The following is a 24166-nucleotide window of genomic DNA, read 5'->3' as shown; positions in this document are numbered from 1 at the left end:
GCAACACCGATCAGGATAAGATGAACGTGGCCCGGCGCACCTGCGGCTACATTGGGACTCAGTTCTGGAACCAGGGCCGCACCCAGGAGATTCGGGACCGGGTGATGCATCTGTAGGCAGCGCCGGACCCGCACGCCCCGCCGGGATCAGCGGTTCCTTCCTGCGACCCTGAACCAAGGAGAACGACTATGTATTACGGTGAGATCAAACCCTGCGACATCGCCAATGGAGCGGGCGTGCGGGTCAGCCTGTTCGTTTCCGGCTGCACCAACCGCTGCGAACACTGCTTTCAGCCCCAGACCTGGGATTTTTCCTACGGCCAGCCGTTCACTGAAACGACCCAGACGTACCTGCTTTCTCTCCTCGCGCCCAGCTATATCAGCGGCCTGACCCTGCTGGGGGGAGAGCCCTTCGAGCCGGAAAACCAACGCTCGCTGCTCCCGTTCCTGCGCCGGGTACGCGCCGCCCTGCCCCAAAAGGACATCTGGTGCTTTACCGGCTTCACCTGGGAGGAACTGCACACGCCCGGCAGCCATCCCCGCTGCGCGGTGACCGACGAACTGCTTTCCCTGCTGGACGTGCTGGTGGACGGCCGGTACGTGGACGCGCTGCGCGACATCTCTCTGCGGTTTCGGGGCAGCTCCAATCAGCGGCTGATCGACCTGAACGCTACCCGCCGGACGGGCCGGCTGACCCTTCTGCCGGCCCGGGAAGGCCGCCGCCCGGCCGCACAGCCGTAGGCGGCCGGCTCCCCCTTCTTCCGCCGCCCAAGCCAGAGCAAACGACGAAAGGCCGCCCGTTTGGGCGGCCTCAGGCTGTCGAAAAAGGTGCTTCGCACCTTTTTCGATGAGGATGCAGGCCGCCGCGCGCAGAATTTGTCCGCTGTGAGCGGACAAATTCCACACTTGCGGTCTGAGAAGTATTTTCTCCGACGCACATGTCGCCGGAGAAAATGAATCTCATTTGATTCGCACCTGCGGGCGCGAACTCTGCGAGGCTTTTTCGACACACTGAGGCCGCCCGTTTGGGCGGCCTTTCCGGCGGTTAACGAAGCGGGGTCCAACCGCAAGGCGACACCACGCAAAGACAGCGGCGGCGCTTTGCTGAAATTTCCCGCCATAGCTTTGCTGCGAAAACTTGAGATCCACCAAGGATCCCTGCGTTTTCCCGCCCCGTTCTGACGCAGAATTTTGACGCAAATCGCGCTTGCCGCATTATGCGGTCTTGCCTTAAAAGTCTGCGTTGCCCACCGTCCTCGGGTGGGGCAGAACGTCCCGGATGTTGGCGATGCCGGTGAGGTACATGACCATCCGCTCAAACCCCAGGCCGAAGCCCGCGTGCTTGGCGCCGCCGTAGCGGCGCAGGTCCAGGTACCACCAATAGTCTTCCGGGTTCATTCCCAGCTCCCGGATGCGCGCTTCCAGCAGGTCCAGCCGCTCCTCACGCTGGGAGCCGCCGATGATCTCTCCGATGCCCGGCACCAGGCAGTCGGCGGCGGCCACGGTCCGCCCGTCGTCGTTCAGGCGCATATAGAACGCCTTGATCTCCTTGGGATAGTCGGTCACAAAAACCGGCTTTTGGAAGATCTGCTCGGTGAGGTAGCGCTCGTGCTCGGTTTGGAGGTCACAGCCCCACTCCACCTTGAAGTCGAACTTATCGTTATTCTGCTTCAGCAGCTCCACCGCTTCGGTGTAGCTGACCCGGCCGAAGTCGGAGTTGGCCACGTGTGTGAGCCGCTCCGCCAGTCCCCGATCCACAAAGGCGTTGAAGAAGGCCATCTCGTCGGGGCATTTTTCCATGACGGTCTTGATGATATGCTTGATCATGGCCTCGGCCACGTCCATATCGCCGTTGAGGTCGCAGAAGGCCATCTCCGGCTCGATCATCCAGAACTCGGCGGCGTGACGCTGGGTGTTGGAGTTCTCCGCCCGGAAGGTGGGGCCAAAGGTATACACGTCCCCAAAGGCCATGGCAAAGCTCTCCGCGTTGAGCTGTCCGGAAACGGTCAGATTGGCGCTCTTGCCGAAGAAATCCTGGGCATAGTCCACCTGGCCGTCCGCGGTCTTGGGCACATGGTCCATGTCCAGGGTAGTCACCCGGAACATCTCCCCCGCCCCCTCGCAGTCGGAGGCGGTGATGATGGGCGTATGGACGTAGACGAAGCCCCGGTCCTGGAAAAACGTGTGGATGGCGTGAGCCGCCACGCTGCGCACCCGGAAGGCGGCGGAAAACAGGTTGGTCCTGGGCCGCAGGTGGGCGATGGTACGCAGGTACTCCACGCTGTGGCGCTTCTTCTGGAGGGGATACTCCGGGCTGGAGGGCCCTTCCACCGCGATGGCCGCGGCCTTCAGCTCCAGGGGCTGCTTGGCCTCGGGCGTCAGCACCACGGCGCCGGTGACACACAGGGCCGCGCCCACGTTCTGCCCGGCGATGTCCTTATAGTTTTCCAGAGCGGCGGCATCCAGGACGACCTGCAGATTCTTGAAGCAGGAGCCGTCGTTGAGCTCGACGAACCCGAAGCCCTTCATATCCCGGATGGTGCGGGCCCAGCCGCAGACGGTGACTTCCTTGCCGCCGAATTGCTCCCGGTCGGCAAAGATCTGTGCGATTTTTGTGCGTTGCATGCTCGTTCCCTCTTATTTCTAAAAAATAAAGTCTCAGTGGGCAATAGTATACCATTTTTCACTGATTTTTCAAGGGTCCACGAAAAAAAGGCCGCCTTTCCGCCCGCCGAAAAACCGCGTTACCGCTGGCTTCGCCCCCTTTTTCGACCGTCCCGTCTGTCAATAGGCGGGGAGCAAAAACAGCCAGGGAGCAGTGCCTATGGCCAGAGCCAGGGCGGCAATGTGCTGCTGGCGCGGCTCCAGCTCGGGACAGCGGCGCAGGGCCCGCCGGTCCAGGAAATAGATGCACACCCCGGCCAGCGCCACCCCGGCCAGCGTCCAGAAAAGGGACAGGGGAGAGCGGAAGGGTCTGCCCATGATGCCGGAAATCGATTCTTCCCACCACGCCCATTGGATCGGGAGCAGCCCCAACAGCATCCATAACACTCCGGCGGCGTCGGCCAAAAAGCCGTTGAGCCAGACCCGCCACCACACCCGGCGGAGCACCGCCTGTTTGGCCGTACAGCCCAGCGCCAGCAGGGTCAGCAGAAGCACCGCACAGTCGATGGCCAGGTTGCCGGGCAGGACAATCAGCCACACCTGGGGAAAGATCCACAGCAGCCAGATGGGCAGGAGGATATTATACAGCCGTACCGTCCGTTTCATCCTGCGTCTCTCCTTTCGTCCGGCTCAGCCGCCCCCCGAAGATCAGCGCCTCCCGCTCCGCTCCGGAGAGCGAACGGTCCCGCAAGCGGTAAAGGACCATGCCCAGCGCCGCCAACAGGGCGGAGAGAAGGTACTCCAGTCCCCCCAGGGCGCCCGGACTCATGGGCAGCAAAATGTTCCCCGCCAGAAAGACCGACGCGATCGTCCCGAACGCCGCCGTGAGACGCCCGCCGGGCATGCGCACCGGCCGCTCCAGGTCGGGCCGGGTCTTCCGCAGCCGGAGCACCGCGGCAAAAGACATGACCCACATGACGATGGTGGTCAGAGAGGCCACGTTGATGAAGGGCAGGAAAAAGAGCTTCCCCGTAAAGGGCGTAAGCACCACGAACGCGGCGGTAAAATACACGCAGCGCGCCGGGGTGGCGTATTTGGGATGAAGGACGGAGAACTTCCGGGACACCAGCGCAAAGCAGGACAGGCCGTAGAGCATCCGTGCGGAGGAATAGAGGGTGGAATTCATCACCCCCACCGCGCCCACAAAGGCGGTGATCAGGAACAGGATGCGCACGGCGGGAATGCCGGTGATCTCCACCAGAACGTCGGCAAAGGCGGCGGTATGGCCCATGGTCTCCCGCCAGGGCAGATTGCCCGCCACGGCGGTGGATACCAGGCAGAGGATGCCGGTGACCAGCAGCAGACAAGTGATGAGCGCCGCCCCCGCCTTGCGGGCGGCGGGCCCGGTGGCATCGGCCGCGGCCTTGGACACCGTCTCCCACCCGGCTACTGAAAAAACCAGCAGCGACAGCAGCGATGCCGAGCCGCCGAAATCAAACTCCAGCCCTCCGTCGGAGGCGTAGACCGCCGGGTCAAAATGGGCAAAACAGATCACAAGGCCCACCAGACACATGCTCAGCAGCACCACTGTGGCGATCTTGGCCAGCGAAGCGCATACATTGGCGCCCCGGAGCTGGATATACAGGATCGCCCCGGCCAGCGCCAGCTGGATGATCACATTGGGCAGGGTGACGGGGAAATCCCCCACCCGGTAGAGCACCCCCGTCCGCTTCAGGACGGGGAACAGCTCGTCCAGCAGGGAGATGGCGGCCAGATCCACCCAGCAGAACACGATGGTGTTCATCAGTATGCCCGCCCACCCCACGGCGAATCCGCCGCGGCTTCCAAAGGCGGCATAGGAGTAGACCACCTCGCCCCCAGGCAGGGGCAGCATGGGGATGGCCTCCATATAGGCGAAGGCGAAGGGCAGCTCGATCACAATACACAGGGCAAAGGCCACCGCCAGATTCAGTGGTCCTCCCGCCGTCTCCAGCCACGTACCGGTCAGCAGCAGCCAGCTGGTGCCCAGCATGCACCCGATGCCCATGGCCACAAGGCCAAAAAAGCTGATGGATTTACCGCCGGTCTTTTCCATCCAGATCCCTCTTTTTCTTCAGATGGCCCCATTATAGCATAGGCCGCCGCGCTTTCCTAGCCCCTCCGGTACCGGCGCAGGGCCGCCCCCGCCAAATTGCCCAGCAGGGCGGCGCACAGGGCGATGGGCACCAGCACCCCGTCGGCCATGTTGGAGATCAGCCGGGCCAGGGGGAGGAAGAGCAGCATACACCCGGCGCAGGCCAGGGGGTAGAGGGGGCACAGGCCCTGCCGCCGCCCCAGGGAGAAGCCGGAGGCGAAGCCGCTGACCGGCAGCAGCAGAAAGCCGTACAGGATGCTGAGGAGGGGGACGTCCGGGGCATCGGCCAGCCGGAGCACAAAGGGCGCCGCCAGGCAGAGCAGCACGGCAAAGCCAAGGTAGGGCAGGGTCTCCCGCCAGTGGAACAGGGAGCGGCCCGGGGCAAGCCCAAGCTTCTCCCGGATGGCGGCCAGCTCGGCGCACCAGCCCACCCACCGGCCCAGCCAGATGAGGGCGTACACCAGCAGGAAGGGGACCAGGAAGAAGGGCAGCTCCGCGGCCCCGAAATTGAGAAGCACCCAGGCCGCCAGGGTGAGGGCCATGAGGGCAAGGTGGGCCAGGGAGCGCAGCAGCAGGGCCCTCCCCTCCGCGGCGAAGGGGAGGGTGGCCACGGCCGTCTCCGCCCCGAAGGCAAACCAAAGGGCGATCCCCAGCGCCGCCCCCAGGACCTCGGGCACCCGGGAATCGAAGCAGAAGGTGAACGCCAATTCCAGGGAGCCGCCGAAGAGGGCCCCCGGCTGGGTCACAAAGGACAGCAGCAGATAGGCCGCCGCCCCCAGCGCGCCCCCAAGGAGCAGCCGGGGCAGCCTGGAACGGATGGTGGACATGGAGCTTCCTCCTCTCAAAGGCCGAGAGCCTGTTTGATCTTTTTCACATACCGGCGGGAGGCATAGCACACCGTTCCCCCGGCGAGGGTGATGCGGATGGTGCCGCTGAGGGACAGGTCCAGAGCGGTCACCTGCTTCAGATGGACGATCTCAGAGTGGGAGATCCGCGCGAAGGCGTGTCGGTCCAGCTTGCCCTCCAGCTCGTACAGCCGCTCCCGCAGGTCGTACACCCCGCCGAGGGTCTGGGCGCGCACCCCCTTGTCCTCTCCGTAGCAGCGCAGCAGCTCCTCCTCCCGAAGGGGGAAGGCGTTCCCCTCCCGCCAGCCGATGAGGACGCCGCCCCCCTCCAGCCGGGCGGCCAGGGAGCGCACCTCGTCGGTCAGGGCCGGGGCGGTAATGACCGCCGACGCCTCCCCGCAATTCGGGTCGATGCGCACCTCCACCTTCATGCCGTTCCCCCCTTCCGTTCCAATATAGCGAAAAAAGGGCCGCCCGTCTACTGTTTTCAGACAGGCGGCCCTCCCTTGGGGATATTCGGTTTGCTTCCGCCGCAGGCCAGCGCCGCGGAGTCCGTCCGGTAGGACCAGTTCCCCGCCGCGTCCTGGGCGGCGCTGCAGCGCCAGATCACTTCCGTACCCGTCCAGCAGCAGACCTGAAAGCCCGTGTCCGCGCTCCCCTCCAGGCGGAACAGAGCCCCGCCGGGCCAGCGGCCGGGCCCGTCCCCCGCCGGCTCGATATAGCCCTGTTCCGTCAGCTCGTCGAAGGTCCCCCGCAGGGGCAGGCCGGTCTGATGGGCCATGCCGAAGGCATAGGCCATTGCGTCCGCTTCCCCTTCGCTCAGCCCCTCCAGGGCAGAGGCGTCCACGCCGATGGTCTCCACGCCGCTCTCGCCGCCCAGGGCGTCCGCCCACAGGTCGTTCAGGACCTGCAGGTAAAGTCCGCACAGATCCTCCCCCTCCTCCAGCACCGTGATGCTCCGGGGCTGGTAGAACTGGGCCGGATAGGTCTCCAGGATCGTGCCGCCGTAACCCACCTCCAGCAGCATCCCGTCCCGCAGCGCTTCGGGCGAGCGCTCCACACCGTCCCAGAGGATGCTCACTTCATCGGGGGAGAGGGTAAGCACGTCGCCCCGCGCCTCTCCGGCCACGATGAGGCTGCCGTCCTGCGCCGTGTCCACCAGGCGCACCTGTTTGACGGCCGTCCCGTCCGCCTCAGGGGTCTCCGGCGCCTCCTCCGCCCGGGCGCAGGCCGTCAGCGGGAGAAGCGCGGCCAGCAGCAGGGGCAGCAAAACGCTTTGTCTCATTTCCGTCGCCTCCAGTCCCCTGTTAGACGGCGCAGCCTCCCCAAAGGTTCCCTATTCCCCCAAAAGCGCCTGGACCGCCTGATTCAATGCCGCCACATCGGGCGCCTCCACCGTCTGGTTGGTCAGGCCGTATTCCGCCTTGAGCGCCAGGATGCGGTAGACGCTCTCCTCCAGCCGCGCCGGGGAGATGCGCCCGCCGTCCACGGCGCCGAGCAGCGCCTGACGGGCCTGCGTCAGATTGTCCGCGCCGTGGCAGACCAACAGCAGGTCGCACCCCGCCTCCACCGCCAGCACGGCGGCCTCCCCCATGCCGTAAGTATCGGAGATCGCCCCCATGGTCAGATCATCGGTGCACACCACGCCGGTAAAGCCCAGCTCCTCCCGCAGGACCTCGCTCACCAGCACGTGGGACAGGCTGGCGGGATACTCCGGGTCAAACGCGGTCATCCGGATATGCCCCGCCATGACGGCCGGAGCGCCGCACTCCACCGCCCTGCGGAAGGGGACGGCGTCGCCCCGGGCCCAGTCCTCGCGGGACAGCTCCACCACCGGCAGCGCCTGGTGGGAATCCGTGGCGGTATTGCCGTGACCGGGAAAATGCTTCCACACGCTGATGATCCCGGCCTCCCGCATCCCGCCGTCCACCCAGGCGGCGGCATCCGCCGCCCGGCCGGGGTCGCCGCTGTAGGCGCGGTCTCCGATGACGGTGTTCTCCGGGTTGCTCCGCACATCCGCCACCGGAGCAAAATCCAGGTTGAAGCCGAAGGCCGCGCATTCCATGCCCAGGGTCTGTCCCAGCCGTGTCAGCTCAGACGCGTCGTGCCGCTGTCCAAAGGTATCGGCGCTCGGAAGGTCCATTACCTCCTCCGGCATCCGGGAGACCCGTCCTCCCTCCTCGTCCACACAGAGGAAAAGGGGCACGGCGTCTGCGTTGAGCTGCTTGAGGCCGTTGGTCAGCTCGGCCAGCTGACCGGCGCTCTCCACGTTGCGGCCGAAGAGGATGACGCCGCCCACCTGATACTCCTGCACCGCCTGGACCGCGTCCGCGCCGGGCGCGGCGCCCTCAATACCCGCCACCAGCAGCTGCCCTACCATCTGCTCCGGCGTCATCCCGGCCAGCTGCTCCGCGATCGGGTCCGGGGTGGGCGTGGGCTCCGGCGTGGGGGACGGCTCCGGCGTGGGGGTGGGTTCCGGGGAGGACGCGGGCAGGGCCGTACCCTGGGGCACGGGGGGATCCTCCGTCCCGGGCCGGAGGGCGCAGGCGGAGGGCAGTGCAAATACAACCAGTAATAGCGCCGCGATCAAATTCCGTTTCGTCATCGTTTCTTCCGTCCTTTCCGGCTTTTGGGCACATGCATGGCCCGCGGATTCCGGTCGCGGCGGCCGGGGCGGGAGGGTTCCCTGCGCTCCGTCCGCTGCGCCGGCAGAGCCGGCGCAGCCTCCCCGGCCAGGCGGAAATCGATCTGCCCGCTCTCCGGCGCCGCGCCGGTGCACACCACCTCCAGCGGCATCCCAAAGGAAAAGACCCGGCTGCCGTCAAAGCTTGTGAGGGACATGCGCTGCTCGTCGTAATGCCATCCGCTTCCGGGCAGCGCCTCGACCCCCACCAGGCCCTCCACGCCGCTGCCCAGCATGACGAACAGGCCGAAGCGGGTGACGCCGGAGACCGCGGCGGGGAACGTCTCGCCCAGGTGGGCCTGCATGAACTCGGCCAGGTAGCGCTTTTCGATCTCCCGCTCGGCGTTTTGCGCGGCGATCTCCCGCTGCGAGGACTGCACCGCCGCCCGCGCCGCCGCGGCGGCAAGCTTTTTCTCCGACGCCCCCCGGAGCGTTCCATCCAGCAGGGCGGTGAGGATGCGGTGGACCATCAGGTCCGGATAGCGGCGGATGGGCGAGGTGAAGTGACAGTAGTCCCTTGCCGCCAGGCCAAAGTGACCCAGGTCCTCGGTATCGTAACGGGCCTTCATCAGGCTGCGCAGCACCAGGCTGGACACCGCGGCCGCCTCCGGCTTTCCCTGCGCCTGGGCCAGCAGCTTCTGCAGGGAAAACTGGTCCGCGGCCCCCAGGGTATAGCCCAGAGGAGCGAGCATGCTCTTCAGCTTCTCGGTCTTGTCCAGGGAGGGTTTTTCATGCACCCGGTAGACGCAGGGCTTGTCCAGGGCTTTCAGGTGGGCGGCCACACACTCGTTGGCCGAGAGCATGAAGGATTCGATCAGCTTCTCGCTCACGCCCGGCCGGCGTACCTGCACCTCCACCGGCGCGCCCGTTTCGTCGCAGCGGATGGCGCTCTCGCTGCTGTCCAGGTCCAGACTCCCGCGCAGGCGGCGGCGCTTTTCCAGCACAGCGGCCAAGGCGGCCATGTCCCGCAGCGTGGGCAGGATCGCCCCGTACCGCTGCGTCAGGGCCGCCTCCTCCCCAGCCAGGAGCGCGTTGCAGTCGTCGTACGTCATGCGCTCCACGGTACGGATGACGCTCTTGGCGATGGTATGCCCCACCAGCTCCCCCTCCGCCGTCAGGGTCATGAGACAGGAGAGCGTCAGCCGGTCTACCCGTGGATTCAGCGAGCAGATGCCGTTGGACAATTCGGGCGGCAGCATGGGGACCACCCGGTCGGCAAAATAGACCGACGTGCCCCGCTCCCAGGCCTCCAGATCCAGCGGGGAAGCGGCGGGGACGTAATGACTCACATCCGCGATGTGCACCCCCAGCACCCAGCGGCCCTGCTCGTCTTGTTCCAGGCTCACCGCGTCGTCCAGGTCCTTGGCGGAGGCGCCGTCGATGGTAAAGATGAGCTTGTCCCGCAGATCCAGCCGTCCCTCCCGCTCCCCCGGCCCCACCTGTTCCGGCGCCGCCTGAGCCGCGGCGCGCACCGCGTCGGGAAACGCGGGATCGATCTCGTAGTTGTACAGAATGGCCTCCACCGCCGCCTCCCGGCTGGCCGCCGGGCCGAAGACCCGCCGCAGGGCGCCCAGCGGCGGGTGCTTGGCGCTTCCGAAGCTGGTCATGGCCACGGCGGCCTTGTCCCCCGCCCGGGCCAGGCGGCTTTTGCCCAGCACCTGGATGGGCCCGGGCAGGCGCTCCTGGTCGGGCTGGAGCCAGAGCTCCCGGTTGTGCTTTTGGAGCACGCCGGTGACCACCCGGTTGGCCCGCTCCAGCACCTCCACCACCCGGCCGGTACGCCGCTCCCCCCGGGCCGCCTCGGTCCGGTCCGGCAGGACGGCGACCCGGTCCCCATTCCATGCGCCGCCGTCGCAGCGGGGCGGAATAAAATAATCCTCCCCCTCTTCCGGGATCAAAAAGCCAAAGCCCCGGCCGGTGGCCTGATAGATCCCCTGCACCGTTCCTTCTGTTTGTTTCATATGGTCTCGATTCCTTTCCAATCGTTTCACTCGCTCCCCGGGCTTTATTATACCCGCTCCGGCGGCGGGGTTGCAAAAAAGACGCCCTCCCGCGGCAAAAACGGGAGGGCGTCTTTTCATTGGCTCAGATCAGGCAGATGATGAAGGTGATCACCATAAATCCGATGGCAACCCACTTGGTCATCTTGGCCAGCTTGGCGTCCCAACTCTTGGCCTTGTTCTTGGACAGGAAAGTGTCGGCCCCGCCGGCGATGGCGCCGGACAGTCCCGCGCTCTTTCCGGACTGGAGCAGCACCACGGCTACCAGGAACAGCGCCGCCAGCACGTCGATAATGCTCAGAACCAGCTTTGCGATCTCCACGTTACATCGTCCTTTCCGCCCCTGGAGGGGCGCTTTGCTGCTATTTTGGGGCGCAAGGATACCGCGCCGCTTCAAACGTGGCTTTTATCATAGCATAGTTTCCCGCTGATTGCAAGGCCTTTTTCGACGCTGCGCCCGGTAAGAAGTCCGGGCCCGGCACGCGCGGCCCTACCTTCCCCGGATGATCCGCCGGCTGCCCCAGCAGGTGGCCAGGAAATAGGCCCCGTAGACGACCAGGATAAAGACCGCCGTTACCGCGCTGGAGGCCGCCGAGTCCACCCGGCCGACTTGTGCAATGGCGGCGTTAGCGGACGTCATGCCAACCGCCGCATGGACCACCGCCAGCGCCAGCGGCAGGAAAAAAGCCAGGAACACCTGCACGTAGATGGACCGGTCCCGCATCCGTTCCTCCACGCCCAGCCGGGCGAGCACCCGATAGCGGTTCTGGTTGTCGGCCGCCTGGGAAAGCTGCTGAAGCGCCAGCACCGCCGCCGAGCACAGCAGGAAAACGATGCCCAGATAAATGCCCAGGAAGAGCACCAGGATCTTGGTCCCCATGGTCTGCAGGTAGATCTGTACCCGGCTGTCCCAGCCGTAGCCGTAACCGTTCCCGCCGCTGTCATAGTCCCGGGGCACCAGGTTCCCCATGGCCTGCGCCAGGCGCTCGTCCGCCTGCTCCGGGTCAATGCCGGGGGCATAGTTGCCCACCAGGTTGCGGCTGGACAGCGTGCCGGAGGCCGCCAGGGCGTCTGGCAGCACCAGCATGCTGCTGTACACGCTGTCCCCGGTGAGAACCACCGCCTGCACGTCGCCGCCCGCCAGCAGGGCGCGCCCCTGCGCCACCACCACGGGCCGGTCCGCCCACAGGCTCTTCCAAAAGCTCTCCTCAGCCATGTAGGTCCCCCACAAAAGGCCGTATTCCCCCTCCGTCAGCGCCAGGGGCGTTCGGCCCTGGAGGGCGAGCAGCCGGTTGCAGTCCGTCAGCGAGATCGCATCCAGGCTGGTCTGCGTATACTCCCGGTCCCCCACCGAATACGTCAGCGGCTCCAGTTCCACCTGCCGGATGTCAAACCGCACCGATTCCGCCAGTTCCTGCTCCGGGTCGAAGCCCCCCGCCGCCAGCCACTTCTCCAGCTCCGGCTCCGCCCCGTCTCCGCCGTGACAATAGAAGCGCACCGTTACGTCGTAAGGGGCGTTCTCCGCGGTAATGGCGGAGACGGTATTGTTCAGCCCGATGGAACAGGCGGTGATCCCGATGGCCAGCAGCAGCATCAGGCAGATCACCGTCATGGACACATAGGTGGAATTGATGCGGGAGTTGAACTGCCGGAGCAGGAACATGTTCAGTCCCTTATAATAAAGGCGTTTGTTGGCCTGGCAGATCTTCAGCAAAAAGCCGGACAGCGAGCGGAAAAAGAGCAGCGTGCCCGCAGTGCCCAGGGCCAGCATGAGGAAAAAAAGATTGTCCACCCGCAAAATGCCCCGGACGAGGAGCATGGCGTAGGCGATGATCAGCAGGATGGCCCCGGTCAGGAACATGACCACCGAGGCCCCAACGCTTTTGAGCTTCAGGTCCTGATTTTCCCGGTCGGCCCGGAGCAGGTCGATGAGCTTCTGCCGGGAGACCCGGAAGGAGTTGAAGAGCATCACCACCAGAAAGATGACTCCAAAGTAGAGCAGGGTCTTGCCCAGCGCCCTGGGGGAAAAGACGAAATGAAACTCCGGGATGCTGACGGCGAAGAGCCCGGCGGTAAACACGGAGATGAACTGGGACAGGAACACCCCCAGCAGCAGGCCTATGCCCAGCGAAAACACGCCGATGAGCAGGGTCTCCAGGAACAGCAGGGCGCTCACCCTTCCTCCGTCCAGGCCCAGCAGCAGGTAGGTGCCCAGCTCCTTTTTCCGGCGGCGGATCATAAAGCCGTTGGCGTAGAGGATCAGAAAGCCCAGCACCACGGATACGAAGACGGACACCACGTCGATGAGCTGAAGGATGACGCGGATCATGTTCTTGTTGGCGGAGAGGAGGATCTCCATGACGTACTGGGACTCCATGGAGTTGAATACATAAAAGATGCACACGCCGAACGTGAGGGTGAGGAAGTACACCGAATAATCCTTCAAACTCCGGCGCACATTCTGGAAGGCCAGCTTAGAGAACATCGCCCGAGTCACCTCCCAGCAGCGTAACCACCTCGATGATGCGGGCAAAAAAGTCCTTGCGCCCTCTGGTTCCCCGCACCAGCTCGGTAAAGGGCCGCCCGTCCTTGATAAAGAGGATGCGGCGGCAGTAGGAAGCGGTAAAGGCGTCGTGGGTCACCATGAGGATGGTGGTCCTCTGCGCCCCGTTGAGCTCTTCAAACCGGTCCAGCAGCAGCCGCGCGGACTTGGAATCCAGGGCTCCGGTCGGCTCATCGGCCAGCACCAGAGCCGGACGGGTGATGATGGCCCGGGCCGCCGCCACCCGCTGCCGTTCGCCTCCGGAGAGCTGGTAGGGAAACTTGTTCAGGCAGGGGGTAATATCCAGCAGCCGGGCGGTCTCCTGAACCCGTCCTTCGATCTCCCCGGCAGGGGTTTTGAGGATGGTCAGCGCCAGAGCGATGTTCTCAAAGGCGGTGAGGGTATCCAGCAGGTTGCAGTCCTGGAAAACAAAGCCCAGCCGTTCCCGGCGGAACTGGGACAGGGCCTTGCCTTTCAGGCCCGTCACATCCTTTCCCTCGATCCTGATGTGCCCGGCGGTTGGGCGGTCAATGGTGGCGATGCAGTTGAGCAGCGTGGTCTTTCCGCTGCCCGAAGCCCCCATGATGCCCACAAATTCGCCCTCGTTCACCCGAAAGCTGAAATCGTCGATGGCCCGGGTCACGCTGCCCCGGGCTCCGTAATATTTCTGCAGGTTTTCCACGTTGAGTATGGGTTCCATTGGAATCCCTCCTTTTCCTGCTCATCCTATCATACCCGCTTCGGCGCTGCCATAAGATGTCCTTACAGTTTTGTGACGTTTTTGTCATCAAACTTTTTTTGAGTCCCCCTTGCATTTTTTCTGACAGCCGATATAATGAAGACACACAATTACATCAGGAGGTCTTTTCCCATGAATAAAACCATTTCTGCCGCAAACGCCCCCGCCGCCGTAGGCCCCTACTGTCACGCCAAGCTGGCGGGCAACACGCTGTATACCTCCGGCCAGCTGGGCCTGGTCCCCGCCACCGGCGCGCTGCCCGAGGGCGTGGAGGCCCAGGCCCGTCAGGCGCTGGATAATCTGGGCGCCGTGCTCCAGGCCGCCGGCATGGATTTTGCCGACGTGACCAAGACCACCGTGTTCCTGACCGATATCAACGACTTTGCCGCCGTCAATTCCATCTATGCGGAGTATTTCACCGGCCAGGCCCCCGCCCGGTCCTGCGTCCAGGTCGCCGCGCTGCCCAAGGGCGCGCTCTTTGAGATCGAGGCGGTCGCCGTCAAGTGATCTGCCGCCGTGCCGGTCCATCCTCCCGCATGTGTTATGCACCCCGTGCCGCGGAATCCCGCCGCACGGGGTGCATTTCCGTTTTTCCACAAATAGTACCCGTCGATTTTCACAAATTTTGCTGTCTATTTTTTCTCTTCCCGCCGCAAGTTCCACTTGCAGCCGGGTCGAAAATGAGGTATAGTTTGTGTAAACCAAAATTTCCTTTAGTTCTAAAAAAATTTTGTGAGGTAAGTTTGATGGGTACTACACCACGCACCCCGGCATCGGTCTTTGCTTGGAATGGGGTCCCGCCGGCAGGCCAGCTGATTCCGCTGGGCCTGCAGCATGTCGTCGCCGCCGTAGTAGGCGTCATCACCCCCGCGATCATCGTTTCCTCCACCTGCGGCCTGAGCGACGCCGATACGACCCTTATGATCCAGGTCTCTCTGATCCTGACCGCCCTGGCCACCCTGCTCCAGCTCTTCCCTCTCTTCCGGCGCCTCGGCTCCGGCCTGCCGGTCATCATGGGCATCAGCTTTGCCTACGTTCCCACGCTCACCTCCATCGGCGGCGCATTCGGCCTGGGGACCATCTTGGGCGCCGAGATCGCGGGCGGCTGCGTGGCCGTTCTCTTTGGGATCTTTCTGAAGCAGATCCGGCGGTTTTTCCCGCCGCTGGTCACCGGCACGGTCATCTTTACCATCGGCCTCTCCCTCTACCCCACTGCCGTCAAATATATGGCCGGCGGCGCGGGACAGCCTGACTTCGGAAGCTGGAAAAACTGGCTGGTAGCCTTTATCACCCTGGCGGTGGTCTTCGTTCTGAACAACTTTACCAAGGGCGTGCTCAAGCTGGGCGCTATCCTGTGGGGAATGGCGGTGGGCTACGTCGTGGCCCTGCTCATGGGTATGGTCAGCTTTGACAGCGTGGCCGCCGCCGGGTATTTCCAGGCGCCGGTCCCCCTCTATTTCCCCATCGAGTTCAATGTGGCCGCCTGCGTTTCCATGGCCATCATGTACATCGTCAACTCCGTGCAGACCATCGGCGATCTCAGTTCCACCACCATGGGCGGCATGGACCGCATGCCCACCGACCACGAGCTCTCGGGCGGTATCATCGGCCAGGGCGTCATGAGCGTGATCGGCGCCCTTTTCGGCGGCCTGCCCGCCGCCTCCTACAGCCAGAACGTGGGCATCGTGACGGTGAACAAGGTGATCAACCGGGCCGTTTTCACCCTGGCCGCCCTGGTGCTGCTGGTGGCCGGGTTTATTCCAAAGCTCTCCGCCCTGCTGACTACCATCCCTTACGCCGTCATCGGCGGAGCCACGATCTCGGTGTTCGCCACCATCACCATGACCGGCATCCGTATGATCACACAGCAGACCTTCACCATGCGCAATTCCACCGTGGTGGGCCTGGCGGTGGCGCTGGGCGTGGGCGTCACCACCGTGGGTCCGGCGTGTCTGGCCGGGTTCCCCGCCTGGGTCACCACCGTGTTCGGCAGCTCCAGCGTGGTGCTCTCCACCCTGACCGCCATCCTGCTCAATCAGCTTCTGCCCAAGGACCCGCCCGAGCGCCGCTGAAGCGGCAAGGCCACCTTGTCCACAGACGCAGAGCGGACCGGCTCTCCGGCCGGTCCGCTCTGCAAAGGGTCTCTACGTCTCTTTTGCTTCGTCGATATAGCTGTACAGGGTATACTTGGAAATCCCGAAAAACTTGCACACCTTGTCGCCCGACTTGGTGATGAGAAAGGCTCCCGTCTCGTTGAGAAACTGGATGGCCTTCACCTTATCTTCTTTGGTCATAAGGGCCACAGGCTTACCCACGATCTTCACGCTCTGCGCGATCAGCTCGTCCAGCAGGTCGGACACGTTGCGGGAGATGTGCTCCGGCTCCTGCTCGTCCCGCTCGGTGGCGGTAAACTGCTTGAGGGCGTCCTCCATGGCCAGCATGAGGGTAATATCGTAATTGATGCCGAACATGCCGATGGGTCTGCCGTCATCGTCCCGGATATAGATGGTGGTGGACTTGAGGATCTTTCCATCCCGGGTGCGGGTCAGGTAGCACAGGTGATCCTCCACCGTTCCCTTTCCGCCCCGCAGGGCCTCCAGCACCGCGTGAGAGGGGCCGTCCCCCACCTTGCGCCCGCTGATCTGGCCGTTTTCAATGGCCACGATGGAACTGTCCGGGTCGTTGGAGGCCAGGTCGTGGACCACCACCTCGCAGTTGGGGCCGAACTGCCTTGCCACGCCTTTGGCCAGCTGGAACAGAAATTGCAGCGTGGATGCGTCAAGCATGTGCTTCCCTCTTTTCCTGTCGTCTTTTTTTCATTCTACCACAAATCCCTGTGATTTCAACAAAATTATATGCCCTAAAAATTATTTAGATTTTCGCAAAATATCATTGTGTTTCGGACGGTTTTATGCTATCATGGAACTGCAACGAGAACTTTTCTCTTGCATTCGACCAATTACAACTGGATACGGTTGGTTGTGGCTGCAACGAAGTGCTTCGCGCACGGGCTGGATGGATCTCTGGGCTCCGTTCGGCGCTGCCTGCCCGCCGGAGCGACGACGTCCATTTCTGAAATGGACGCTTTTTTTGTCTCAAAATCCTCAGAATAAATTTTAAAATCAACTGAAGGAGGAATGGCATATGCTGCTGGTCGGCAACGGCAGACTCATCACCCGGAGCGAGGCGCTCCCCTATCTGGAGGACGGCGCGGTCGTCCTGGACGGCGGGATGGTCGTGGAGGCGGGTCCTCTGGCCCAGATGCGCGCCAAATACCCCCAGGCAGAGTTCGTGGACGCCAGGGGCGGCGTCATCATGCCCGGGCTGATCAACGTACATACCCACATCTACAGCGGCCTGGCCCGGGGGCTGGCCATCGACGGGTTCCGCCCCACCAACTTCTTTGAGGTGCTGGACGGCCAGTGGTGGAACATCGACCGCCACCTGACGCTGGACGGCACCCGCGCCTGCGCCTACGCCACGGTGCTGGACTGCATCCGGGACGGCGTGACCACCATTTTTGACCACCACGCCTCCTTCGGCGAGATCCCCGGCTCTCTCTTCGCCATCAAGGACGTGTGCCGTGAGGTGGGCATCCGGGCCAATCTGTGCTATGAGGTATCCGAGCGGGACGGCGCGGAGAAGTGCGCTCAGGCCATCCGGGAAAACGCAGAGTTTGCCCGGTGGGCCCGGGACGAGGACGACGACATGATCCGGGCCATGTTCGGCGGCCACGCCCTGTTTACCATCTCGGACAAGACCTTCGAGGAAATGGTCCGGGCCAACGACGGTATGACCGGCTTCCACATCCACGTGGCCGAGGGTATGAACGACGTGTACGACTCCCTGCGCAATTACGGCTGCCGGCCCGTCAACCGTCTGCTCTACAACGGCATTCTGGGGGAGAAGACCATGCTGGGCCACTGCATCCACATCTCTCCCGCCGAGATGGACATTCTCAGGGAGACGGGCACCATGGTCTGCCACAATCCGGAGTCCAATATGGGCAACGCGGTCGGCTGCTCTCCGGTGCTCCAGCTCTATGCCCGCGGCATTCTCCTGGGCCTGGGGACGGACGCTTACACCCACGACATGCTGGAGAGCCTGAAGGTGCTGCTGCCCATGCAGCGCCATAACGCCTGCGACCCCAACGTGGGCTGGTGCGAGGCCATGGGCATGCTCTTCCGCAACAACCCCGCCATCTGCGCGCGTTACTTCCAAAAGCCGCTGGGCGTGCTGGAGCCCGGCGCGGCGGCTGACGTGATCGTCATGGATTACAAGCCCTTTACCCCCTTCTCCGCGGAAAACATCGACGGGCACATGCTGTTCGGCATGATGGGAAAGAACTGCCGCACCACCATTATCAACGGTAAGCTTGTCTACCGGGACCGGGAGTTCGTGGGGATCGACGAGGACAGGATCAACGCCTGGTGTCTGGAGCAGTCCAAAAAACTATGGGGCCGGCTCAATCACCGCGCCTATTGAACCGCAGGTTGATCCTGTCCTCATATAAGCGGTTTGCCGCAGGCAAACCCTTGATGCCGGGGCAATTCACTTGCCCCGCGCAGATTTGAAACCGCCGGGGCCCCCGCCCGGCGCAGCCGGACGGGGCGCAGGAGCAACGCCTGGTGTCTGGAGCAGTCCAAAAAACTATGGGGCCGGCTCAATCACCGCGCCTATTGACGCACAGAGCAGCCCGGATCGCCGCGTCCATCCGGGGACCGGCGGCCGGTATTCCTTGCAGAAGGTATCTATTGTATGTAGGAGGTCTCCGTCATGAGCGATATCATGCGTCCCATTCCCTTTTCCCAGCTGATGGACTGGGCCTTATCCGAATATCATACCTATGGCAGTATTTTCGGGGTGGCCAAGCTGCCCCGCCACGAAGACGGCGGCGCTCTGCCGATCTTCGACGAAAAAATCGAAGCCCCCTTCGGCCCCGCCGCCGGCCCCAACACCCAGCTGGCCCAGAACATCATCGCCGCTTACGCGGCGGGCTGCCGGTTCTTTGAGCTGAAGACCGTCCAGGTCATGGACGGCGAGGAGCTGGCCAGGTGCGTCAGCAAGCCCTGCATCACCGCCGCCGACGAGTGCTACAACTGCGAGTGGTCCACCGAGCTCTATGTGCCCCAGGCCTACGAAGAATATGTAAAGGCCTGGTTTGCCTGCAAGCTGCTGGCAAAGGAGCTGGGCCTGGGCGATCCGGACGCCTTTGTATTCAATATGAGCGTGGGCTATGACCTGGCGGGCATTCGGAGCGAGAAGATCGACCGGTACATCGAAGGCATGAAGGACGCCTCCGCCTCTCCCATCTGGCAGGAGTGCGTGACCTGGACCCTGGCGCATCTGGAGCGGTTCCAAACCGTGGACGCGGAGTATGTAAGGGCCATTTCCCCGCAGGTCAGCCGCTCCATTACCGAGTCCACCCTCCACGGCTGCCCTCCCGACGAGATCGAGCGCATCGCCACCTATCTCATCACGGAAAAGCACCTGAACACCTACGTCAAGTGCAACCCCACCCTGCTGGGCTATGACTTTGCCCGCAGGACTCTGGACCGCCTTGGCTACGATTACATCCAGTTCGACGATCATCACTTTAAGGAGGACCTCCAAATGGAGGACGCCGTCCCGATGTTCCACCGGCTGATGAAGCTCACCGGCGAGCGGGATCTGGAATTCGGCGTGAAGCTGACCAACACCTTCCCGGTAGACGTAGCCGCCGGGGAGCTGCCCAGCGCGGAGATGTACATGTCGGGACGCCCCCTGTTCCCCTTGACGCTCTCCCTGGCCAGCCAGCTCACCCACGCATTCAAAGGCCGGCTGCGCATCTCCTACTCCGGCGGCGCGGACATCTTCTCCGCAGAGGGCCTGTTCGGCGCGGGGATCTGGCCCATCACCATGGCCACCACCGTCCTCAAGCCCGGCGGCTATGAGCGTTTTGCCCAGATCGGCCAGGCGCTGATGGGCAAGGGCGCCCCCTGGAGCGGAGTCGACGCGGCCGCGGTGGACGCCCTGCTGGACGCCGCCCTGGCGGGGGAGCGCTACCGCAAGCCCATGAAGCCCATCCCATCCAAAAAGCTGGAGCAAAAGGTCCCTCTGCTGGACTGCTTCACCGCCCCCTGCCGCTCTGGCTGCCCCATTGAGCAGGACATCCCCGCCTATCTGCGTCTGGTGGGCGAGGGCCGGTACGAGGAGGCCCTGCGGGTCATTACCCAGCGCAACCCGCTGCCCTTTATTACCGGCACCATCTGCTCCCACCGCTGCCAGGACAAATGCATGCGGGGCAGCTACGAGGAATCGGTCTACATCCGCGCCAAGAAGCTGGAGGCCGCCCAGGGCGGATTTGCCGCCCTGCTGTCCGACCGGAAGCCCGCCGCGCCTGTGCCCGGCAAGAAGGTGGCCGTGGTGGGCGGCGGCCCGGCCGGCCTGTCCGCGGCCTACTTCCTGGCCCGCTCCGGGGTGGACGTGACCGTCTTTGAGCGCCGGGACGCCCTGGGCGGCATCGTTCGTCATGTGATTCCGGAATTCCGCATCGGCCACGACGCCATCGACAACGACGTTGCCCTCTGCAAAGCCATGGGCGTCCAGTTCCAGCTGGGCACGACCGTCACGGACGTGGGCGCTCTGCTGGCATCAGGCTATACCGACGTGATCCTGGCCACCGGCGCCTGGCAGAAGGGCAGCGCCGGGCTGGAGTACGGCCAGGCGCTCAATGTCATCGACTTTCTGGAGCAGGCCAAATCCGCGCCCGCCGGTCTGACTCTGGGCGAAAACGTGGCGATCATCGGCGGCGGGAACACCGCCATGGACGCCGCCCGCGCCGCCAGGCGCATCCCCGGCGTGAAGAACGTGCGTCTGGTGTACCGCCGTACCCGCCGCTATATGCCCGCCGATCAGGAGGAGCTGGAACTGGCCCTGGCCGACGGCGTGGAGTTCCGGGAACTGCTCGCTCCCGTGGGCGTAAAGGACGGCCTGCTTCGGTGCAGGGTCATGCGGCTGGGCGAGCCAGACGCCTCCGGCCGCCGCAGCCCGGCGGACACCGGGGAGACGGTGGACCTGCCCGCCGATACCGTCATCACCGCGGTGGGCGAGAAGGTAGACACCGCCTTCTACCGCTCCAACGCTCTGGCCGTAGACGAACGGGGCCGGGCCGTGGTAGACCCGCAGACGCTGGAGAGCAGCGTGAAGCACGTCTACGTAGCAGGCGACGGACAGAACGGGCCGGGCACTGTGGTGGAGGCCATCGCGGACGCCGCGCGCGCTGCAGGGGCCATTGCCGCAGTGGAGACCGAGACCTATGCCGCCGAAAACCGGAAAGCGGAGCGCTATCAGGCCCTGCTGGAAAAACACGGCAGCCTCTGCACCGACTGCGAACGCTGCGCCGACAGCCGCTGCCTGGGCTGCGCCACCGTGTGCGAGACCTGCGCCAGCGTCTGCCCCAACCGTGCCAACGTGGCGGTCTGGGTGCCCGGCATGACCATGCGCCAGATCCTCCACGTGGACGGCATGTGCAACGAGTGCGGCAACTGCGCCACCTTCTGCCCCTACGACAGCCGTCCTTACCGGGAGAAGCTCACCCTGTTCTGGAGCGAGGAGGACTTTGACCACAGCGAAAACGACGGGTTCCTCCGCCTGGCGGATGGAACGACCCGGGTCCGGCTGGCCGGCCAGGTGGGCGCGTATGAGGTATCCGACCCCGGCTGCGGCCTGTATGAGGACCTGCGCCGCACCATCTGCGCCGTATACGACCAGTATGCCTATCTGCTCAGGGAATAACCGCCGCCTGAAACAGGGGCCCGGAGCATATGCTCCGGGCCCCTTAACGTACACATGAATTTCTTGCCGTCGTCTGTTTCCGTTTGGGCCAAAGGCCCGTCCCAGGGCCCTTTCGACCCAAACGGGCGTACCAAGCCAGGGGAACCCCCGCTGAAAACATTGTACCCATGGGAACGCTTCTGCTCCGCCATGCTCGAAGTGGCGCGAAAAATTCGGTGAAAGTTGACCTTGAGGCAAAATATGGTGCAATAAAATAAAAATTTTTGGGGGGCACATGGTATGAGCAACGACGCGGTTCAACACTTTGAGGATCAGCCGATACGTTCCGCATGTAACCCGGAAAAGGAGAGTGGTGCCGACATACAGCCGCTAAGATAAAAGCCGAAGAATATAGCAAGGCCCGGCGTTTTGCAAACGCCGGGCCTTTTATCAGTTAGAGCCGAGCCGCTCAGAAAGGCATCTCTTCTATTCCGTGGCTGAAGGCATTCAACCATGTACATTTCTCCATAGTATATTAAGTTCGCAGATAGACCACCAGTTGTCGATAGGATTTGGGCCTGTTAAACTGATCTTTACATATCTCGATGTTTGCGGCGTGCTTGGCAGCAAAACCATTTTAGGCCCGAAGCCTATGTGAATATTGTTCAGCTCTACCTCGGTAAATACCGCTCCATCCTGTGATATCTCGACCTTGTATGACCCCGGATAATCATTTGCATCGTGCTCCAGCACTATTTTGTCGAAGTTTTCGGTTTGACCAAAATCGACGAGCACATAATGTCCTGCGGTCTGGGCCTCGCCTGTTGTCCAACGAGTTGAGAGGCTGCCGTCTATCATGTTCGATACGGGGTCATATGGCCACTGCGGATTGCCGTTTGCGCTCACGACCCACGAACTTCTGTCCAGAGCTACATATGGATGGTTTGTACTTCCGTCAGCCCTAGCGGAGACTATGTTTATGTGCGGCTCGTTTGCCTGGTAATGGGAGGCGGTCCCGGTCGCGGCCCAAATCGCCTCTATCTCATTCGCGCTGTCGTGCATGAGGTCCGGGTCTTCGCCATCCCAGGTGTTATAGTACCCCCAATTACCGCCGCCGCTTTCGTATATCGTTCCCCTGACTTTATAGTTCCAGTTTGTCCAGGAGATGCTGTTTTCGTTGAGGTCGGACAGAAAATCGTCCCACACGTCCGAAAAGTAGTAAAGGCAGAACTCGCCGACGATGAGGGGCACGTTCCACTGGTCCTGTATCTGCGACATCGTGGACACAGTGTTGTTTGCCAGCGACTTCTGGGCGTCCCAGGACAGGTAATTCGGCATGTCGTACGGATGCTTATCGAACATATAGTTTGTCCAGGTCTGGCGCTCGGGCCGGTTTGCTGCCACGCTCCAGTCCATGAACTCCTCAAATATGACTATATGGTTGTTGTCAATGGCGCGCACCGTGTCGTAGATTTCGTCATAAAAGCCGTATTTAAGGTTCTCATACGCAGGGTTCGTGTCGAAGTTCAGCACGGGCTCATTCAGGAGTCCGTAGGCGGCTACCGTCGGATTGTCCTTATATCGAGTGGCCAGGGCGCTCCATATGTTGAGTACTACGCTCTGATTCCATTCTACTGTATCGGGATCTCCGGCATACAGCTCGGTCGGAATTGTGCTGGCCTGTCCGCAGCTTGCCCAGCAATTCACGCCCCCGGGCGCGCCGTGAAAGTCGATAAGTACATATATACCGTTTTCATCGCAGACCTCTAGCAGCCAGTCGAGCCTGGCAAAGCCGCTGTCCGCATCCGTTCTGAGTGTTCCGTCCTTCAGGGCAAAGTCCATCCAGTAAACGGGGACACGAACAAAATTCATATTCATGTTTGCAATGTTTATAATATCGGCCTCTGTGATGTAGTTTTCCTGGAAGGTCGCTATCATCTCATTGGTCCTGCTCTCACCGAATCGGCGTATGAGATGATTCCTGACATTGTATTCGTCGGTCATACAGAGGCTTATGTTTGCCACGGTCCAGTACTGTCCGTCCTCCGAAGCCCTTCCCGGCCGGATTGCGATATATTTTGCCGATTGTTCACCGGTGAGTACAGTTATAATGCCCTCCGACGCCTTGCTCTCATCTACGGTTATCGAGGCCGGAGAAAACCAGTCGGTCCAGTTGTTGCTCATCCACACGACCGCGCCCCTGAGATAGTCTCCGGTATGATTGGGGCCCGTTTCTACAACTATTCTGTCGAAGTACCTGGTCTTGTCGAATTCTATCAGCAGCTCCGCGCTGTCCGCGGCCTGTGCGGAGGTGGATTGCCAGTATGTGTTCATGTTGTTTGTGGTCAACCCGTTTTCTGTCACGGTGTCGCTAGCATACGCTGCAATATTGTTTCCATTGGTGTCCGACGCGGTGATGTTTACTATGAAATTGTGGTCAATTTCACCCGAACCGAGGGGCGTCATCCAGCCCTCCTGCATCAGCCAGCCGCCGAGGTTGGTGCCGCGCAGGGTTATCCGCTCATTCTCCTCGTTATAGATGTACTTTCCGCTTGTGTGCAGCATTGACAGCGTGGGCGTATATTCCGCTATGGCCTCTGTTGAGCCCGTCAATACGAAGCTGAAAAGGCACAACGCTGTCACAAGGGTCATCGCTACGATTCGCTTTGCGTTTTTCATTGCTTCTCCTTTCACACACTCGGTTTTCGGCTATTCAAATAGGACGGTCAGCTCTTCGAGCTTTTTCTCACGGAGCCGGGACGCGAGGGCGGACGGCAGGAGGGGGCGGGAGAACTCATGGCTGCCGCAGACAAGCCGTCCGGGCCTTGCGCCGTCCGGGCCATAGGTGTGCCTTCCTGACGGGTT

At 62.8% G+C, this 24166-nt stretch carries 19 protein-coding genes; 6 read left to right on the top strand and 13 right to left on the bottom strand.

Annotated elements, in window-relative coordinates:
• Positions 1-116: anaerobic ribonucleoside-triphosphate reductase (gene nrdD / locus MR825_RS09945; RefSeq protein ID WP_287880529.1), on the top strand; the 116-nt coding region annotated here is incomplete at its 5' end.
• A 72-nt stretch (positions 117-188) separates the two neighbouring features.
• Entirely contained in the window at positions 189-740 is a 552-nt protein-coding gene (nrdG, locus tag MR825_RS09940) for an anaerobic ribonucleoside-triphosphate reductase activating protein (RefSeq protein WP_256175652.1), read from the top strand.
• A gap of 489 nt (positions 741-1229) precedes the next feature.
• Here the strand turns inward: nrdG and asnS are convergent, their stop codons facing one another.
• The 11 genes from asnS to MR825_RS09885 form a co-directional block, all read right to left on the bottom strand.
• Positions 1230-2624, bottom strand: a complete 1395-nt coding sequence (gene asnS, locus MR825_RS09935; protein WP_256175650.1) for an asparagine--tRNA ligase — start codon at positions 2622-2624, stop codon at positions 1230-1232.
• Positions 2625-2783: 159 nt separating this feature from the next.
• Positions 2784-3269, bottom strand: a complete 486-nt coding sequence (locus MR825_RS09930) for a hypothetical protein (RefSeq protein ID WP_287880525.1) — start codon at positions 3267-3269, stop codon at positions 2784-2786.
• Entirely contained in the window at positions 3244-4698 is a 1455-nt protein-coding gene (locus tag MR825_RS09925; RefSeq protein ID WP_287880522.1) for an APC family permease, read from the bottom strand. Before MR825_RS09925 ends, MR825_RS09930 begins: the two co-directional genes overlap by 26 nt.
• A 56-nt stretch (positions 4699-4754) precedes the next feature.
• Positions 4755-5564, bottom strand: coding sequence for a DUF3021 family protein (locus MR825_RS09920; protein ID WP_287880520.1), 810 nt, complete (start codon positions 5562-5564; stop codon positions 4755-4757).
• Positions 5565-5578: 14 nt separating this feature from the next.
• Entirely contained in the window at positions 5579-6013 is a 435-nt protein-coding gene (locus MR825_RS09915) for a LytTR family DNA-binding domain-containing protein (RefSeq protein WP_186908832.1), read from the bottom strand.
• A 56-nt stretch (positions 6014-6069) separates the two neighbouring features.
• Positions 6070-6867, bottom strand: a complete 798-nt coding sequence (locus MR825_RS09910; RefSeq protein WP_186908833.1) for a hypothetical protein — start codon at positions 6865-6867, stop codon at positions 6070-6072.
• 51 nt (positions 6868-6918) lie between these two features.
• The gene (gene nagZ, locus MR825_RS09905) at positions 6919-8187 is read right to left on the bottom strand and encodes a beta-N-acetylhexosaminidase (RefSeq protein ID WP_186908834.1); all 1269 of its coding nucleotides are present in this window, start codon (positions 8185-8187) and stop codon (positions 6919-6921) included.
• Positions 8184-10226, bottom strand: coding sequence for a ribonuclease R (gene rnr, locus MR825_RS09900; RefSeq protein WP_186908835.1), 2043 nt, complete (start codon positions 10224-10226; stop codon positions 8184-8186). The genes nagZ and rnr overlap by 4 nt, the downstream gene beginning before the upstream one ends.
• A 124-nt stretch (positions 10227-10350) precedes the next feature.
• Positions 10351-10587 (bottom strand): preprotein translocase subunit SecG, encoded by a 237-nt coding sequence (secG, locus tag MR825_RS09895; RefSeq protein WP_186908836.1) that lies wholly within the window; start codon positions 10585-10587, stop codon positions 10351-10353.
• A gap of 168 nt (positions 10588-10755) precedes the next feature.
• Positions 10756-12750 carry an ABC transporter permease gene (locus MR825_RS09890; protein WP_287880514.1) on the bottom strand — a complete coding sequence of 665 codons (1995 nt, stop codon included), beginning with the start codon at positions 12748-12750 and terminating at the stop codon, positions 10756-10758.
• Positions 12740-13507 (bottom strand): ABC transporter ATP-binding protein, encoded by a 768-nt coding sequence (locus tag MR825_RS09885; RefSeq protein ID WP_256175624.1) that lies wholly within the window; start codon positions 13505-13507, stop codon positions 12740-12742. The genes MR825_RS09890 and MR825_RS09885 overlap by 11 nt, the downstream gene beginning before the upstream one ends.
• 171 nt (positions 13508-13678) lie before the next feature.
• Here MR825_RS09885 and MR825_RS09880 point away from each other — a divergent pair, with 171 nt between their 5' ends.
• Complete coding sequence (locus tag MR825_RS09880; RefSeq protein WP_186908838.1) at positions 13679-14053, top strand: RidA family protein; 375 nt, start codon at positions 13679-13681, stop codon at positions 14051-14053.
• 239 nt (positions 14054-14292) lie between these two features.
• Complete coding sequence (locus MR825_RS09875) at positions 14293-15618, top strand: uracil-xanthine permease family protein (RefSeq protein ID WP_186908839.1); 1326 nt, start codon at positions 14293-14295, stop codon at positions 15616-15618.
• A 72-nt stretch (positions 15619-15690) separates the two neighbouring features.
• Here MR825_RS09875 and MR825_RS09870 read toward each other — a convergent pair whose 3' ends face one another.
• Positions 15691-16332 carry a helix-turn-helix transcriptional regulator gene (locus MR825_RS09870; protein WP_186908840.1) on the bottom strand — a complete coding sequence of 214 codons (642 nt, stop codon included), beginning with the start codon at positions 16330-16332 and terminating at the stop codon, positions 15691-15693.
• A gap of 358 nt (positions 16333-16690) precedes the next feature.
• Here MR825_RS09870 and ssnA point away from each other — a divergent pair, with 358 nt between their 5' ends.
• Both ssnA and ygfK read left to right on the top strand, forming a co-directional pair.
• Positions 16691-18031, top strand: coding sequence for a putative aminohydrolase SsnA (gene ssnA, locus MR825_RS09865; protein ID WP_287880506.1), 1341 nt, complete (start codon positions 16691-16693; stop codon positions 18029-18031).
• A 291-nt stretch (positions 18032-18322) separates the two neighbouring features.
• Positions 18323-21322, top strand: coding sequence for a putative selenate reductase subunit YgfK (ygfK, locus tag MR825_RS09860; RefSeq protein WP_287880504.1), 3000 nt, complete (start codon positions 18323-18325; stop codon positions 21320-21322).
• A 486-nt stretch (positions 21323-21808) separates the two neighbouring features.
• Here the strand turns inward: ygfK and MR825_RS09855 are convergent, their stop codons facing one another.
• Positions 21809-23980, bottom strand: a complete 2172-nt coding sequence (locus MR825_RS09855) for a discoidin domain-containing protein (RefSeq protein WP_186906826.1) — start codon at positions 23978-23980, stop codon at positions 21809-21811.
• Positions 23981-24166: the final 186 nt, after the last annotated feature.

It is taken from the genome of Lawsonibacter sp. (assembly GCF_022777125.1).
Lineage (GTDB): Bacteria > Bacillota > Clostridia > Oscillospirales > Oscillospiraceae > Lawsonibacter_A > Lawsonibacter_A hominis.
This window is presented reverse-complemented; position numbering and strand designations above follow the sequence as displayed.

Bases quoted from the DNA above. Each gene is read 5' to 3' on its own strand.
- nrdG (WP_256175652.1), top strand. From the start codon at position 189: ATGTATTACGGTGAGATCAAACCCTGCGACATCGCCAATGGAGCGGGC.
- asnS (WP_256175650.1), bottom strand. From the start codon at position 2,624: ATGCAACGCACAAAAATCGCACAGATCTTTGCCGACCGGGAGCAATTC.
- MR825_RS09930 (WP_287880525.1), bottom strand. From the start codon at position 3,269: ATGAAACGGACGGTACGGCTGTATAATATCCTCCTGCCCATCTGGCTG.
- MR825_RS09925 (WP_287880522.1), bottom strand. From the start codon at position 4,698: ATGGAAAAGACCGGCGGTAAATCCATCAGCTTTTTTGGCCTTGTGGCC.
- MR825_RS09920 (WP_287880520.1), bottom strand. From the start codon at position 5,564: ATGTCCACCATCCGTTCCAGGCTGCCCCGGCTGCTCCTTGGGGGCGCG.
- MR825_RS09915 (WP_186908832.1), bottom strand. From the start codon at position 6,013: ATGAAGGTGGAGGTGCGCATCGACCCGAATTGCGGGGAGGCGTCGGCG.
- MR825_RS09910 (WP_186908833.1), bottom strand. From the start codon at position 6,867: ATGAGACAAAGCGTTTTGCTGCCCCTGCTGCTGGCCGCGCTTCTCCCG.
- nagZ (WP_186908834.1), bottom strand. From the start codon at position 8,187: ATGACGAAACGGAATTTGATCGCGGCGCTATTACTGGTTGTATTTGCA.
- rnr (WP_186908835.1), bottom strand. From the start codon at position 10,226: ATGAAACAAACAGAAGGAACGGTGCAGGGGATCTATCAGGCCACCGGC.
- MR825_RS09890 (WP_287880514.1), bottom strand. From the start codon at position 12,750: ATGTTCTCTAAGCTGGCCTTCCAGAATGTGCGCCGGAGTTTGAAGGAT.
- MR825_RS09885 (WP_256175624.1), bottom strand. From the start codon at position 13,507: ATGGAACCCATACTCAACGTGGAAAACCTGCAGAAATATTACGGAGCC.
- MR825_RS09880 (WP_186908838.1), top strand. From the start codon at position 13,679: ATGAATAAAACCATTTCTGCCGCAAACGCCCCCGCCGCCGTAGGCCCC.
- MR825_RS09875 (WP_186908839.1), top strand. From the start codon at position 14,293: ATGGGTACTACACCACGCACCCCGGCATCGGTCTTTGCTTGGAATGGG.
- MR825_RS09870 (WP_186908840.1), bottom strand. From the start codon at position 16,332: ATGCTTGACGCATCCACGCTGCAATTTCTGTTCCAGCTGGCCAAAGGC.
- ssnA (WP_287880506.1), top strand. From the start codon at position 16,691: ATGCTGCTGGTCGGCAACGGCAGACTCATCACCCGGAGCGAGGCGCTC.
- ygfK (WP_287880504.1), top strand. From the start codon at position 18,323: ATGAGCGATATCATGCGTCCCATTCCCTTTTCCCAGCTGATGGACTGG.
- MR825_RS09855 (WP_186906826.1), bottom strand. From the start codon at position 23,980: ATGAAAAACGCAAAGCGAATCGTAGCGATGACCCTTGTGACAGCGTTG.